Origin of the sequence: Streptomyces sp. NPDC059957 (assembly GCF_042730015.1) — a bacterium.
Classification (GTDB): Bacteria; Actinomycetota; Actinomycetes; order Streptomycetales; family Streptomycetaceae; genus Streptomyces.
This window is the reverse complement of sequence record NZ_JBHWMB010000126.1, coordinates 1-14128: the sequence shown is the minus strand read 5'-3', so window position 1 is coordinate 14128 and position 14128 is coordinate 1. Positions and strand designations below refer to the sequence as shown.

12 protein-coding genes, 1 rRNA gene and 1 pseudogene are annotated in these 14128 nt (G+C 73.4%); 2 read left to right on the top strand and 12 right to left on the bottom strand.

The genetic code is table 11. The features are described from left to right. Positions 1 to 284 precede the first annotated feature (284 nt). The 5 genes from ACFWBW_RS40155 to ACFWBW_RS40135 form a co-directional block, all read right to left on the bottom strand. On the bottom strand, positions 285 to 1367 hold the full coding sequence (locus ACFWBW_RS40155) for a glycosyltransferase family 4 protein (RefSeq protein WP_385384326.1): 1083 nt from the start codon (positions 1365 to 1367) through the stop codon (positions 285 to 287). A gap of 184 nt (positions 1368 to 1551) precedes the next feature. Further along, positions 1552 to 3288, bottom strand: coding sequence for a DNA repair protein RecN (recN, locus tag ACFWBW_RS40150; RefSeq protein ID WP_385384338.1), 1737 nt, complete (start codon positions 3286 to 3288; stop codon positions 1552 to 1554). Positions 3289 to 3463: 175 nt separating this feature from the next. After that, complete coding sequence (locus ACFWBW_RS40145; RefSeq protein WP_385384323.1) at positions 3464 to 4423, bottom strand: NAD kinase; 960 nt, start codon at positions 4421 to 4423, stop codon at positions 3464 to 3466. Continuing rightward, positions 4420 to 5235 carry a TlyA family RNA methyltransferase gene (locus ACFWBW_RS40140; RefSeq protein WP_385384320.1) on the bottom strand — a complete coding sequence of 272 codons (816 nt, stop codon included), beginning with the start codon at positions 5233 to 5235 and terminating at the stop codon, positions 4420 to 4422. Before ACFWBW_RS40140 ends, ACFWBW_RS40145 begins: the two co-directional genes overlap by 4 nt. A 7-nt stretch (positions 5236 to 5242) precedes the next feature. Then, positions 5243 to 5503: a hypothetical protein gene (locus ACFWBW_RS40135; protein WP_385384317.1), complete on the bottom strand. Its 261-nt coding sequence runs from the start codon at positions 5501 to 5503 to the stop codon at positions 5243 to 5245. A 66-nt stretch (positions 5504 to 5569) separates the two neighbouring features. Here ACFWBW_RS40135 and ACFWBW_RS40130 point away from each other — a divergent pair, with 66 nt between their 5' ends. Further along, complete coding sequence (locus ACFWBW_RS40130; protein ID WP_385384314.1) at positions 5570 to 5917, top strand: sterol-binding protein; 348 nt, start codon at positions 5570 to 5572, stop codon at positions 5915 to 5917. Positions 5918 to 6072: 155 nt separating this feature from the next. Here ACFWBW_RS40130 and ACFWBW_RS40125 read toward each other — a convergent pair whose 3' ends face one another. From ACFWBW_RS40125 to ACFWBW_RS40110, 4 genes are all read right to left on the bottom strand, one after another. Next, complete coding sequence (locus ACFWBW_RS40125; RefSeq protein WP_385384311.1) at positions 6073 to 6930, bottom strand: ABC transporter ATP-binding protein; 858 nt, start codon at positions 6928 to 6930, stop codon at positions 6073 to 6075. Then, positions 6927 to 7928, bottom strand: a complete 1002-nt coding sequence (locus ACFWBW_RS40120; protein ID WP_385384335.1) for a FecCD family ABC transporter permease — start codon at positions 7926 to 7928, stop codon at positions 6927 to 6929. The genes ACFWBW_RS40125 and ACFWBW_RS40120 overlap by 4 nt, the downstream gene beginning before the upstream one ends. An 83-nt stretch (positions 7929 to 8011) precedes the next feature. Further along, a complete protein-coding gene (locus ACFWBW_RS40115) occupies positions 8012 to 9055 on the bottom strand; it encodes a FecCD family ABC transporter permease (protein ID WP_385384332.1) in 1044 nt (347 codons plus the stop codon). Positions 9056 to 9233: 178 nt separating this feature from the next. After that, complete coding sequence (locus ACFWBW_RS40110) at positions 9234 to 10295, bottom strand: HAD-IIA family hydrolase (protein ID WP_385384308.1); 1062 nt, start codon at positions 10293 to 10295, stop codon at positions 9234 to 9236. An 88-nt stretch (positions 10296 to 10383) separates the two neighbouring features. On the opposite strand from ACFWBW_RS40110, the gene ACFWBW_RS40105 reads away from it, so the two are divergent. Further along, complete coding sequence (locus ACFWBW_RS40105) at positions 10384 to 11655, top strand: DUF1015 family protein (protein WP_385384305.1); 1272 nt, start codon at positions 10384 to 10386, stop codon at positions 11653 to 11655. A 65-nt stretch (positions 11656 to 11720) separates the two neighbouring features. Here the strand turns inward: ACFWBW_RS40105 and ACFWBW_RS40100 are convergent, their stop codons facing one another. From ACFWBW_RS40100 to rrf, 3 genes and pseudogenes are all read right to left on the bottom strand, one after another. Beyond that, positions 11721 to 12569, bottom strand: a complete 849-nt coding sequence (locus ACFWBW_RS40100) for a hypothetical protein (RefSeq protein WP_385384329.1) — start codon at positions 12567 to 12569, stop codon at positions 11721 to 11723. A 315-nt stretch (positions 12570 to 12884) separates the two neighbouring features. After that, positions 12885 to 13898, bottom strand: a pseudogene (locus ACFWBW_RS40095) (hypothetical protein); the annotation flags it as partial. 125 nt (positions 13899 to 14023) lie between these two features. Continuing rightward, positions 14024 to 14128, bottom strand: a 5S ribosomal RNA gene (rrf, locus tag ACFWBW_RS40090); the annotation flags it as partial.

The following is a 14128-nucleotide window of genomic DNA, read 5'->3' as shown; positions in this document are numbered from 1 at the left end:
GACGGGGGCGGGGTGGGGTGTCGGCCTGGACGTAAAGCGTGATTTGTGGCGCAGGTACAGGCCGCGCCTTGTCGGAGCAGAGCAGAGGGCGCCTAAATCATGCAGTCCAGGCCGACACCCCACCCCGCCCCCGGCACCGGCCCCCACCCGCAGCCCCCACCACATCCACACAGACGCCGGCCACAACCCAGCCCCGCCGGCGCTCAAGGCGCCGGGACCCGGGGCCCGGCAGCGGCGCCGCACGACGGACCGGCCACCGGCCACCGGCCACCGGCCCCGGAGGGCTACCGTCGGCGCGAGGTCAGTTCGTCGTACACCGACAGGACTTGGGCCACCGTGTCGTCCTCCGAAGGCCACGTCAGGGCCTGGGCCCGCCCGGCCTCCGCCAGCGCCCCCCGCCGCACGGGATCCGCCAGCAGCCCGGCCACCGCACCGGCCAGCGCCCCCGCCTCCCCGTAGGGCACCAGCACGCCCGCCGCACCCACCAGCTCCGGCACACCACCCACCGCCGTCGCCACCAACGGCACGCCCATCCGCAGAGCCTCCTGCGCGAGCGGCGACCGCGCCTCCCACCGGCTCGGCAGCACCGCGACATCGGCCGCCGCCAGCAGCCGCGCCGCGTCCCGCCGCCGCCCGAGCAGCCGTACGGGCAGCCGCTCCGCCTGGATGCGCCGCGCGAGCTCCCCCCGCATCGGGCCCTCGCCCGCGATCACCAGCAGCGGCACCGGGTCCAGCGTCCGCCACTCCCGCGCCGCGTCCAGCAGTACGGAGTACCCGCGCCGCGGCACCAGACTCCCGACCGCGATCAGCAACGGCCGCTCGACCGCCCCGAGTTCCGCCCGCACCTTCCCCGGGTCCGGATCATCCGGAGCACCGGAAGGGCCGGAGGCCCCCGCAGGCACCGCCACCGCCGCCAGCCGCGCGTCCCGCGCCCCCCGCAGCCGGGCCAGGTCCACCTGCGCCGAGGAGGCACCGAGGACGATCGCCGCGGCCCGCGCGACGTGCCTCTCGAGCAGCAGGCTCAGGCGGCCGCTGCCGGGGCCGCCGCCGTGCCAGCTCACGACCAGCGGGACCCGGCGCCCGCGCAGGGCGAGCGCCGCGCGCATGCCGGCCCGTACGCCGTGCGCGTGCACCACGTCGGCCTCGACGCAGGCGGCCCGCAGCGCGCTCACCGCGTCCGGGGTGAACCGCGCGCCGGCGCCGGTGAAGTCGTACTCCCCCTCGGCCTCGACGGGCGCGCACACGGTGACCCGTACGCCGCGCGCGGCGAGCCCGGTGGCCAGCGACCGCACGTGCGCACCACCGCTCGCGCCGCCGAGTACCTGGACGGTGCGAAGGACGGGGACCGGGACCGGGGAGCTGCTCACGGGCCGAAGCTCCAGGGTGAGGGAGGGAGGAAGGCAGGGACGTCGCCCAGAATGCCAGTCCGCACGCGCGTTCCGGGACCATACGGGTGCGGATCCCGTGTGAGTTACCGCCGGGACCCCCCGATCCTCACCCACACGGGCTAGCCGGGCGTCAGCCCGCTGACTCCGATGACAACGCGAAGCCCTACTCCGGGCTCCGGGCCGCCGCGAGCAGCTCCTCCGCGTGCGCCCGCGCCGACGCCGAGTCCTCGTGGCCGGCCAGCATCCGCGACAGCTCGCGGATCCGGGCCTCGCCCTCCAGAACGGTGACACCGCTGCGGGTCACGGAGCCGTCGTTGGTCTTCTCGACCAGCAGCTGCCGGTCCGCGAAGGCCGCCACCTGGGGCAGGTGCGTGACGACCACCACCTGCGCCGACTTGGCCAGCTTCGCGAGCCGCCGTCCGACCTCCACGGCCGCCTTGCCGCCGACGCCCGCGTCGACCTCGTCGAAGAGGTACGTGGGCACCGGGTCGGAGCCTGCGAAGACGACCTCGACGGCGAGCATCACCCGGGACAGCTCACCGCCCGAGGCGCCCTTGGCGATCGGGCGCGGCTGGGCGCCGGGGTGCGGGGCCAGCAGCAGTTCGACCTCGTCGACGCCCGAGGGCCCGTAGGCGACGAGCCGGCCGCCGACCTCGACCCCCTCGGGGTCCTCGGTCTGCCGGACGTCGATGGTGACCCGTGCGTGCGGCATCGCCAGGGAGGCCAGCTCCTCGGTGACGGCGGACGCGAAGCGGGTCGCCGCCTCGTTCCGCGCGTCGGTCAACGCCTGGGCCAGTGCGGAGAGTTCGAGGCGCAGCCCGTCCCGCTCGGCGGTCAGCTCGTCGATCCGCTCGTCGTCGCCGTCCAGCTCCAGCAGCCGTACGGAACCCCGTTCGGCCCACTCCAGGACGGAGTCCACTGTGTTCTCGGGGTGCCCGGCGGATCCGTACTTGCGGATCAGCTGGGTCAGCGCCGCCCGGCGCTCCTCCACGGCCGCCAGCCGCAGCGGATCGGCGTCCAGGTCGTCCGCGTACCCGGCGAGTTCCCCGGCCACGTCCCCGAGCAGGATGCCCAGTTCCCCGATCCTCTCGGCGAGCGCGCCGAGCGCCGGATCGTGGGTGCGTACGGATTCCAGTGCGCGGTGTGCCCCCGCGACGAGCGCGCCCGCGTCGACGCCCTCCGGGTCCTCGACGTTGCCGGCGAGGGCCGCGTGCGCGACCTGGGCGGCCGAGGACAGGGATTCGGCGTGCCCGAGGCGCTCCGCCTCCGCCGCCAGTTCGGTGTCCTCGCCCGAGAGCGGTTCCACGGCGGCGATCTCGTCGAGCCCGAAGCGCAGCAGATCGGCCTCCTGGGCGCGTTCCCGGGCCCGGGTGGTGATCTCCTCCAGCTCTCCGGCGACGGCGCGCAGTCTGCGGTGGGCGGCGGCGTACTTCTCCAGCGGGACGGCGACGGCGTCGCCCGCGTACCGGTCGAGGGCCTGGCGCTGCCGGGCGGGCCGGAGCAGGCCCTGCTGGTCGGTCTGGCCGTGGACGGCGACGAGGTCGTCGGCGAGTTCGGCGAGCAGTCCGACGGGCACGGAGCGGCCGCCGACGTGGGCGCGCGAGCGGCCCTCGGCGGAAACGGTCCGGCTGATCAGCAGCGCGCCGTCGTCGAGCTCGGCGCCGGCCTCCTCGGCGCGCAGCGCCGCGGGGGCGTCCGGGCGCATGACGATGCGCCCTTCGACGACCGCCGCCTTGGCGCCGATCCGCACCAGGGCGGGGTCGGCGCGCCCGCCGAGCAGCAGCCCGAGGCTGGTGACGACCATGGTCTTGCCCGCGCCGGTCTCGCCGGTCACCGCGGTGAAACCGGGTGACAGCTCGACCACAGCGTCGTCGATGACTCCGAGCGACCGTATCCGCATCTCCTCAAGCACGGGACGACGATACCGAGGTTTCATGGGTGCCATGTGACGTCACCCGCCCGAACCTGCTCGAACAATCATGCTATTTACGTACGCGCGATGCGGAGAACCCGTACCGGGCCGGTACGGGGCCGGTACGGGGCCGGTACGGCGCCCGTACCCGCCCGGTACCGAACTAGTGCGGGGCCCCGCGCCATCCCGACACCGGCAGCGCGAACTTCGCGACGAGCCGGTCCGTGAACGAGGCGTGGTGCAGCCGGGCGAGCCGCACCGGCACCGCCCCCCGCCGGACCTCCACACGGGCCCCGGCCGGCAGCTCCACCGTCCGCCGCCCGTCGCACCACAGCACCCCGTGCGGGGTCCCGGTCTGCACCTCCACGGCCAGCACCGAGTCGGGCGAGGTCACCAGCGGCTTCGCGAACAGCGCGTGCGCGCTGATCGGCACCATCAGCAGGGCCTCCACCTCCGGCCAGACCACCGGCCCGCCCGCCGAGAAGGCGTACGCCGTCGAGCCCGTCGGCGTCGCGCAGACGATCCCGTCGCAGCCGAAGCCGGACACCGGGCGCCCGTCGATCTCCAGGACCACCTCCAGCATCCGCTCCGGGGACACCTTCTGGACGGCCGCCTCGTTCAGCGCCCAGTCCCGGTGCACCACGTCCCCGTTGGTCCGCACGATCACGTCGAGGGTCATCCGCTCCTCGACCTCGTACTCCCGCGTCACGACCCGGTCCACGACCTTGTCCAGGTCGTCCCGTTCCGCCTCCGCGAGGAAGCCCACCCGGCCCAGGTTGACGCCGAGCATCGGCACCCCCGAGCCGCGTGCGAACTCCGCGCCGCGCAGCAGCGTCCCGTCGCCGCCCAGCACGATCAGCAGCTCGCACCCGTCGAGCACCTCCGGGGTGCACTCGGACTCGGCCACCAGCTCCACCTCGGGCGGCAGCGGCAGGTCCACCGCCTCGTGCCGCAGCACCCGTACGCCCAGCCCGCTGCGCAGCAGACCCTGCACCACCAGCTCGGCGCTGCGGATGGCCGCAGGCCGCCCGGTGTGCGCGAGCAGGAAGACGGTCCGCTTCCCCGGCTCCTTCGACTTCCCTGACTCCCCCGGCTGTGCCGGGTCCCCCGAAAGATCACTCACTGCGGCCCCTCCGCCACTGCACGATCGACATCCGCCGGGTCGAGTACCGGTGCCCCCGCCCGCAGCCACAGAAAATACTCGACGTTGCCCGAGGGGCCCGGGAGCGGGCTCGCGGTCACCCCGAGCACGCCCAGGCCCAGCTTCCACGCCTGCGCCGCGACGTCCCGCACGGCCTCGGCGCGCAGCTCCGTACTGCGCACCACGCCACCGCTGCCGAGCCGGTCCTTGCCGACCTCGAACTGCGGCTTGACCATCAGCACCAGATCCGCGCCGGGCGCGCAGCAGCGTACGAGTGCGGGCAGCACCAGCCCGATGGAGATGAAGGAAAGATCACCGACGACCAGGTCCACGGGCACCCCGTCGATCAGCTCCACCGTCAGCTCGCGCACGTTGGTGCGGTCCTTCACGGTGACCCGGTCGTCGCTCTGCAGGGACCAGGCGAGCTGCCCGTAGCCGACGTCGACGGCCATCACGTGGTCCACCCCGGCGCGCAGCAGCACGTCGGTGAACCCGCCGGTCGAGGCGCCCGCGTCCAGCGCCCGGCGGCCCTCCACGAGCAGCCCCCGGGGCCGGAAGGCCGCGAGGGCCCCCGCCAGCTTGTGGCCGCCCCGGGAGACGTAGTCGGGGTCGCTGTCGTCCTTGAGGACGACGAGGGCCGCGCTGGTCTCGACCTGGGTCGCCGGCTTCGTCGCCGTGTTGCCGCCCACGGTCACCCGGCCGGCGGCGATCAGCTGCGCGGCGTGCTCGCGCGAGCGGGCCATGCTGCGGCGTACCAGTTCGGCGTCCAGGCGGCGGCGTGCCACTCCTGCCACGATCGGTTCAGCTCCTGTTTTCGTCACGACGGGGGCCTTCGGTCGCGTCCAGCGCGGTCAGCGCGGAGCGAAGCCCCCTGTGCACATCCTCGTACACCTCGACGTGTCCGTCCGCCGGGAGGTGGTCCACGTCCGCCAGCCGCTCCAGCGCGGCGTCCGCCCCGGCGTGCCCGGTGGGGGTGCGTACGACGCCCAGCGCGACCGGCCCGGCGGGCGCTGCCGGGGCTTCGTCCGGCCCCTGGGCCGCGGCGGACACTTCTTCGCTCATGCCCCCGACGCTACCGCGTAGGGCGCCCGCGGCCACGCACGGCTCTGCGGTACGGTCGGGATCACGATGGCTACGATCGAGGAGTGCCGTGCGGCACTCGACCAACTCTCCGACAACCTGGCGCGGGCCGAAGGCGACGTGCGCGGTGCGACCGCGCTCGACCGCTCGCTGAGCTGCCACATCACCGACCTGGACCGGACCTTCACGGGCCGCCTGGACGGGGGCCGGATCCGCGTGGACGCGGTGGCCCCCGGCCCGCCGCCCGCCAAGGCCGAGATCCGGCTCGCGATGACCGGCGACGACCTGGTCGCCCTGGTCGCCGGCGACCTGAAGTTCCCCAAGGCCTGGGCCTCGGGCCGCATCCGCCTGGAAGCAGGCTTCCGCGACCTGCTGAGACTCAAGAGCCTGCTCTAATTCCAGCCTCGCCGGCGTTTGAGGCGCGGGGTCCGGGGCGGAGCCCCGTGCCTTGACCCGCACGGGGCAACCCAGCCCCGCCACATCCAGCCCCTCCGGCGCTTGAGGAGCAGGGGTCCGGGGGCTGGCCCCCGGCAACGGCGCCGCACCCGCCACTACTCGGCGCGAGCCACCGCCCGAGCGACCCGCGCCGCGGGAATCACCAGCGGCGTCCCCGTCTCCGGGTCCGCAATGACTTGGCACCGCAGCCCGAACACCCGCTCCACCAGCTCCGCGGTCACCACCTCGCCCGGGGGCCCCTCCGCGACGACCTTCCCGTCCCGCATCGCGATCAGGTGGGTGGCGTAGCGCGCCGCGTGGTTCAGATCGTGCAGGACCGCGACCAGCGTCCGACCCTGCTCCTCGTGGAGCTCCGCGCAGAGGTTCAGCACCTCGATCTGGTGCTGGATGTCCAGGTAGGTCGTCGGCTCGTCCAGCAGCAGCAGGGGCGTCTGCTGCGCCAGCGCCATCGCGATCCACACCCGTTGGCGCTGCCCGCCCGACAGCTCGTCCACCGCCCGGTCCGCGAGCTCGGCGACCCCGGTGGAGGCCATCGACTCCTCCACGATCCGCTCGTCCTCGCCCGACCACTGCCGCAGCAGCCCCTGGTGCGGATAGCGGCCCCGCGAGACCAGGTCCGCCACCGTGATCCCGTCCGGGGCGATCGAGGACTGCGGCAGCAGCCCCAGCGTCTTGGCCACCTTCTTCGCCGGCATCGACCCGATGGTCTGACCGTCCAGCAGCACCCGCCCCACCGTCGGCTTCAGCATCCGCGAGAGGGCGCGCAGCAGGGTGGACTTGCCGCAGGCGTTCGGGCCGACGATCACGGTGAAGGAGTTGTCGGGAATCTCCACCGACAGGTTCTCGGCGATGACCCGCTGGTCGTAGCCGAGGGTCACGTTCTCCGCGGTCAGCCGCTGCACTTGCCTGCTCCTCTGGTCGTTCATGCCCTTCCGGTCCCTCTGGTTGCTCATATGCGGCCCGCCTTGCGCTCGGTGACGAGCAGCCAGAGCAGGTAGCAGCCGCCGACCAGGCCGGTCACCACCCCCACGGGCAACTGGTCGGCGCCGAAGGCCCGCTGCGATGCCCAGTCGGAGACCAGCAGCAGGAGGGCGCCCATCAGCGCGCCGGTCAGCAGGCTCGCCCCGGGCGAGCGGGTCAGCCGGCGCGCGAGCTGCGGCGCGGCCAGCGCGACGAAGCTGATCGGCCCGGCCGCGGCGCTGGCCGCGGTGGTGAGCAGGATCGCCGCCACCATCAGCAGCAGCCGTGTCCGCTCCACCCGCACCCCGACGGCGTACGCCGCGTCGTCGCCCATCTCGATCATCCGCAGGGCCCGGCTCTGGCCGAGGACCAGCGGGAACAGCACCACGCAGGTCGCGAGCAGCGGCCAGACCTGCGCCCAGTCCCGGCCGGCCAGCGAGCCGGTCAGCCAGACCATCGCACGGGTGGCCTCGACGAGCTGTGCCTTCGTCAGCAGGTACTGGATGACGGCGACGAGCATCGCGGAGGCGCCGATGCCGACGAGGACCAGCCGGTAGCCGTGGACGCCCTGCTTGTACGCGAGCAGGTACACGGCGATTCCGGCCACCAGCCCGCCCACGAGTGCCCCGACGGCCACCGCGCCGGCGCCGCCGTGGAACACCACGATGACCAGCAGCGCGCCGACGGCCGATCCGTAGCCGAAGCCGAGCACGTCCGGCGAGCCGAGCGGGTTGCGCGAGACGGACTGGAACACGGCGCCGGCCGTCCCGAGGGCGGCGCCCACCAGGACGCCGACCAGGACCCGCGGCAGCCGCAGGTCGTTGACGATGAACTCGTGCGCGGGCGTGCCGTTGCCGAGCAGGGTCTGTACGACGTCCCAGGGGGCTATGTCGAAGTCGCCGGTGCCGATGAGCAGCACGGCCACCGCCAGCGTGAGCACCAGGAGCAGTGCCCCCACCCCGAGCGCGCGCCGCTCCACCCGCAGGGACATCCCGCCGGGCAGGCGCACGGGCCGGGGCCCGGACCGGGGCCCGGTCCTGCCCCCGCGCGCCTTGACGGGTGCGTCGGTCACTGTCACAGCTGGGCCATCCTCTTGCGCCGGACGAGGTAGATGAAGACGGGTCCGCCGATGAGGGCGGTGACGATGCCGACCTGGAGTTCGGCGGGCCGGGTGACGACCCGCCCGATGACGTCGGCGCCGAGCAGCAGGACGGGCGAGAGCACCGCCGAGTACGCGAGCACCCAGCGCATGTCCGGGCCGGTGAAGAACCGCACGAGGTGCGGGATCATCAGGCCGACGAAGACGATCGGCCCGCAGGCGGCGGTCGCGGCCCCGCACAGCAGGGTGATGGCGATCATCGCGCCGACCCGGGTCCGCGTCAGGTGCGCGCCGAGCGCCCGCGCGGTGTCGTCGCCCATGGCCATGGCGTTGAGCGGCCGGCCCAGGCTGAGCGCGAGGACGGCGCCGACCAGCAGGAAGGGTGCCACCTGCCGGACGGTGTCCATGTTCGCGGAGGCCAGCGAGCCCACGGTCCAGAAGCGGAGCTTGTCCAGCGCCTTGCTGTCCATCAGCTGCACGGCGTTGATGTACCCGACGAGGGCCGCGGTGGCCGCCGTACCGGCGAGGGCCAGGCGCACGGGCGTGGCACTGCGGCTGCCGCCGAGCACGTACACGGCCACGGAGACGACGGCGGCGCCGAGGAAGGCCCACCACACGAACTCGCTCAGCGAGGACGCCCCGAAGAAGCTGATGGCCGATACGACGGCCGCCGCGGCTCCCGCGTTGACCCCGAGGATGCCCGGCTCTGCGAGCGGGTTGCGGGTCAGGGCCTGCATCACGGCGCCGGACAGTCCGAGGCCGAGGCCGACGAGCACGCCGAGCAGGGTGCGCGGGACCCGCAGGTCCCGCACGACGACGTCGGAGCTCGTCCCCGAGTAGTGGAACAGGCCGTGCCAGACCTCGTGGAGGGGCATCTGCTTGGCGCCGACGGCGATGCTCGCCACCACGATCAGCGCGAGCACGCCGAAGGCTGCGAGCAGTCCGGCGGCTCGCGCGCCGTGACGCGAGCGGGTGGCGGCGGCCGGAGCCGCGCTCGGTTCGGGGGGACTCTCGACCAACACGAAAGTTAGGCTAACCTACCTTCCGCCCTGCCCGACTCCCCCGAACGGCCCTCCCGCCGGGTCCTCGGACCCGGCCCCCACCGGCCCTGACCTGCCAGGACCCGAGAACACCCCACCGGCAGCCCGGCTCCGCCGGCGCGGGCAGCCCGTACAGATCACAGCGGCTTACAGCCCCTTACAGCCCCAGCCTGGCCAGTGCCTTGCCCGCGTCCAGCCCGCAGGAGCCGTCCCCCGCCTGGGTCCAGGCCGCCGCGCACAGCGCCCGCAGCCCGTCCATCGCACCGCTCCCACCGCTCGCGCCTTCGCCGCCGTCCTCGCCGCGCAGCTCCAGTACGCCGTCCAGCGCCACCGCGGTCCAGTCCCCGCAGCGGAACCCGCCCCCGTCGGCCGGCAGCACTTCCGGCTGCCCGGTCAGCAGCCCGCGCAGGTCCCGGTCCACGTACGTCGGCCGGTACTTCGGCTCGGCCCGCAGCAGCTCCGCCGCGTCGGCCACCCCGGTCAGCACGAGCAGCGAGTCCACGTCGCCGTTGAAGGCGCCCTCGATGTCGGTGTCCAGCCGGTCGCCGATCACCAGCGGCCGCTTCGCCCCGGTCCGCAGCACGGTCTCGCGGTGCATCGGGGGCAACGGCTTGCCCGCCACCTGCGGCTCCGCCCCCGTGGCGATCCGTACGACCTCCACGCCGGCGCCGTTGCCCGGCGCGATCCCCCGCGCGCTCGGAATCGTCAGGTCGGTGTTCGAGGCGTACCACGGCACCCCGCGGTTGATCGCGTACGCGGCCTCCGCGAACCGCCCCCACGGCAGATCGGGTCCTCCGTACCCCTGCACCACCGCGGCGAGCCCTTCCTCCTCGGCGGAGTCCACCGGCACCAGCCCGCGTTCGCGCAGCGCGACCCGCAGCCCCTCACCGCCGATCACCAGCACCTTCGACCCGGGCGCCACCTGCTCGGAGATGAGGCGGGCCACCGCCTGCGCGGAGGTGATCACCTCGCCGGCCTCCGTCGGGATGCCCAGCTCGCTCAGGTGCTCGGCGACCGCGTCCGGGGTGCGCAGCGCGTTGTTCGTCACGTACGCCAGGTGCATCCCCTCGGCCCGCGCCGCGGCGAGCGATTCCACGGCGTGCGCGATGGCCTCACCGCCCGCGTACACCACACCGTCGAGGTCCAGCAGGGCCGTGTCGTAGGCCTGGTGCAGACTCCGCTCACTGCCTGCGGGAAGGGTCCTGCTCTGCCGCGTCATGGTGTCGGCTCCTCATGCGATCGATCTTGTCCGGTTTCCGTACTCCCCCGATCATCCCGCATGCCGAGACGGGTCTTACGATTCTCCAATGACCACATCTGGCACCGCGGACCACGGACTGCGCCTGATCCCGTTCCATGGCCTGCGCTATGTCCCCGAGCGCGTCGGCAGTCTCGCCGCCGTGACCTCGCCGCCGTACGACGTGGTCGTGCGACCCGACGGACTCAACCACCTGGAGTCCGCCGACCCCCACAACATCGTCCGCCTGATCCTCCCTCAGGCCGACACCCCCGCCGCCCGCAACCAGCAGGCGGCGCACACCCTGCGCGACTGGCTCGCGGAGGGCATCCTCAGCGCCGACCCGCTGCCCGCGCTCTACGTCTACGAGCAGCGCCGGGGCGACCTCCTCCAGCGCGGGGTCATCGGGGCCCTCGCCCTCTCCGCGGCCGAGGAAGGGATCGTCCTCCCCCACGAGGACGTCATGCCCCACGTGGTCACCGACCGCGCCGGCCTGATGCGCGCCACCTCGGCGAACCTCGAACCCCTCCTCCTGACCTACCTGGGCGACGATCCGGCGGCGGGCGCGGCAGCGGTCGTCGAGCGCACCGCCCACTCCACCCCGCTGTTCTCCACCACCACGGAGGACGGCTTCCAGCACCGGCTGTGGGCCATCACGGACCCCGCCGACCTGGCGGCGATCACCGCGGACCTGGGCGACCGCCAGGCCCTCATCGCCGACGGCCACCACCGCTGGGCCACGTACCTGCGCCTCCAGGAGGAGCACGGCTCCCCCACCCCGTGGGATTTCGGCCTGGTCCTCCTCGTCGACACCGCCCGCTATCCGCTCCAGGTCCGCGCGATCCACCGGCTGCTCCGGCGCCTGCCCCCCTCCGACGCCCTGGCCGCCCTCGACGGCCGCTTCCAGGTCCGCACCGTCGACGGCCCGCTGCCGGCTGCCATGTCGGCCCTGGCCGAGGCCGCGGAGCTCGGCAACGCCTTCCTGCTCACCGGCGACGGCACCTTCCACCTGGTCACCGACCCCGAGCCGGCCCTGATCGAGGCCACGGTCCGCGGAGACCGCCCCGAGGCCTGGCGCCGCCTGGATGCCACGGTCCTCCACGCGACCCTGCTGGACACGCTCTGGGCCGTTCCCGACGCACCCGACCAGATCTCGTACATCCACGACACCGAGGCCACCGTCGAGATGGCGGAGCGCCTCGGCGGCACGGCCGTCCTGCTGCACCCCGTACGCGAGGCGGTCGTACGGGAACTGGCCCGCCAGGGCGTGACGATGCCCCGCAAGTCCACCTCCTTCGGCCCGAAGCCGGCCACCGGCCTGGTCCTGCGCAGCGTGGACTGACGGCTCCTCGTACCAACAAAAAAAGGGCGGTACCCCCATCGGGGGTACCGCCCTTCTCAGCTCACTCAGCCGTCGTCGCGGACTCCGGCGTCACGACGGTCCTCGTCCTCGTCCTCGTCCTCGTCGAGCACGACGATCTCGTCGGTGACGTCGACATCGACATCGCCCTCGACGTCGCCCTCGTACTCGTCGTCGTCCTCGTCGTAGTACTCGGCCTGGTCGGAGGCACGCTCGGCCGCCACGACCTCCGGGTCGTCGTCCTCGTCCTCGTCCTCCTCGTCGAAGTCGTCGTCGACATCAACATCGCCCTCGACCTCGACGTCCTCATCCTCGTCCGAGTCGTCGGCGGAGGCGTCGACGAACTCGACACCGTCCAGCTCGGCGAGACGGTCGGAGGCGTCCGTGGCCCCGTCCTTGTCGGCCTCGAGGGTCTTGGCGAACCACTCGCGCGCCTCGTCCTCACGGCCGGCGGCCAGCAGGGCGTCGGCGTAGGCGTACCGCAGACGCGCGGTCCACGGCTGCACGGAGCTGGAGGCCAGCTCCGGGCTCTGCAGGGTCACGATGGCAGCGTCGAGCTGGTCCATGTCCCGGCGGGCACCGGCCGCGACCAGACGCATCTCGACCTGTCCGGCCTTGTCCAGCTTCTGCACCTCGGGCTCGCCGGCCATGGCCAGCGCCCGCTCCGGACGGCCGAGGCCGCGCTCGCAGTCGGCGATGACGGGCCACAGCTCGACCGAACCGGTCATCCGCTTGGCGGCGCGGAACTCCGCGATCGCCTCGGCGTACTTCTGGTTGGCGTACGCGGCGAAGCCGGCGGCCTCGCGCACGGCGGCGACACGGGAGGCCAGACGCAGGGCGATGCGCGAGTACGCGTACGCCTGCTCCGGGTCCTCGTCGATCAGCCGGGCCACCATGACCAGGTTCTTGGAGACCTCCTCGGCCAGCCCCTTGGGCAGGCTCAGCAGCTCCTGGCGAACGTCGGAGTCGATCTCGAAACCGGTGACGTCGTCGTCGATCGGAAGCCGCTTGACCGGGTCCCGGTCCGCACGGAAGTCACGGTCGCCACCGCGGTCGTCACGCCCGCGGAACCCACCGCGGTCGCCACCCCGGTCATCGCGACGGGGGTACGACGGACGGTCGCCGCCACGGTCGTCACGACCGCCGCGGAAGCCACCACCGGAGGGACGGTCATCCCGACGCGGATACGACAGACGGTCCCCACCAGAGGAAGGACGGTCGTCGCGACGCGGGTACGAGGGACGGTCGCCGCCACGGTCATCGCGACCGCCGCGGAACCCACCGCGGTCGTCATCACGACGCGGGTACGAGGGACGGTCCCCACCAGAGGAGGGGCGGTCGTCACGACGCGGGAAGGACGGGCGGTCGCCACGGTCGTTGCCGCGGAAGCCACCGCGGTCGTCATCGCGACGCGGGTAGGAGGGACGGTCGCCACCGGAGGGGCGGTCGTCACGACGCGGGTACGACGGGCGGTCGCCACGGTCGTTCCCACGGAAACCACCGCCGGAGGGACGGTCACCACGGTCGTTGCCGCGGAAGCCACCACCGGAGGGACGGTCGTCACGACGGGGGTACGACGGACGGTCGCCACCGGAGGGACGGTCGTCGCGACGGGGGTACGACGGACGGTCGCCGCCACGGTCGTCACGGCCGCCACGGAACCCACCGCGGTCGTCATCACGACGGGGGTACGACGGGCGGTCGCCACCGGAGGGGCGGTCGTCACGACGCGGGTACGACGGACGGTCGCCACGGTCGTTGCCGCGGAAACCGCCACCAGAGGGACGGTCACCACGGTCGTTGCCGCGGAAGCCACCACCAGTGGGACGGTCGCCGCCACGGTCGTCGCGACGCGGGTACGACGGGCGATCGCCACCGCCGGCCGGACGGCCGCCACGGTCATCGCGGCGGAAGCCACCGCCGGAGGGGCGGTCGCCGCCACCGGAGGGACGGTCATCGCGACGCGGGTACGACGGACGGTCGCCACCGCCGGCCGGACGGCCGCCACGGTCGTCACGGCGGAAGCCACCGCCGGCAGGACGGTCGCCGCCACCGGTGGGGCGGTCATCGCGACGGAACGGCGGACGCTCGCCGCCACGGTCGTCACGGCCCCCGCGGTAGCCGCCCCTGTCACCGCCGTCGTTGCGCCGAGGCTCGCGCTCCGGACGATCGTCGGGAGAGTTGGACATGGGTGTGACTCCTGTCTTCGGGGTACCGCTAGTCATTCTCGCGCAACCAACCCATGGCCGCGCTTCGGCGTAAAGCTGAGTAAAGCTCCGTAAAGCTCTGGAAAACAAAAAAGACCCCTGCTCCAGCGTTGAACGCTGGACCAGGGGTCCTTTGAAAAATTGTTCGGCGGTGTCCTACTCTCCCACAGGGTCCCCCCTGCAGTACCATCGGCGCTGAAAGGCTTAGCTTCCGGGTTCGGAATGTAAACCGGGCGTTTCCCTAACGC

Excerpts from the sequence above, each read along its gene's own strand:
- ACFWBW_RS40120 (WP_385384335.1), bottom strand. The coding sequence starts at position 7,928 with ATGTCCCTGCGGGTGGAGCGGCGCGCGCTCGGGGTGGGGGCACTGCTC.
- ACFWBW_RS40100 (WP_385384329.1), bottom strand. The coding sequence starts at position 12,569 with ATGGTGGCCCGGCTGATCGACGAGGACCCGGAGCAGGCGTACGCGTAC.
- ACFWBW_RS40125 (WP_385384311.1), bottom strand. The coding sequence starts at position 6,930 with ATGAGCAACCAGAGGGACCGGAAGGGCATGAACGACCAGAGGAGCAGG.
- recN (WP_385384338.1), bottom strand. The coding sequence starts at position 3,288 with ATGCGGATACGGTCGCTCGGAGTCATCGACGACGCTGTGGTCGAGCTG.
- ACFWBW_RS40105 (WP_385384305.1), top strand. The coding sequence starts at position 10,384 with ATGACCACATCTGGCACCGCGGACCACGGACTGCGCCTGATCCCGTTC.
- ACFWBW_RS40110 (WP_385384308.1), bottom strand. The coding sequence starts at position 10,295 with ATGACGCGGCAGAGCAGGACCCTTCCCGCAGGCAGTGAGCGGAGTCTG.
- ACFWBW_RS40135 (WP_385384317.1), bottom strand. The coding sequence starts at position 5,503 with ATGAGCGAAGAAGTGTCCGCCGCGGCCCAGGGGCCGGACGAAGCCCCG.
- ACFWBW_RS40130 (WP_385384314.1), top strand. The coding sequence starts at position 5,570 with ATGGCTACGATCGAGGAGTGCCGTGCGGCACTCGACCAACTCTCCGAC.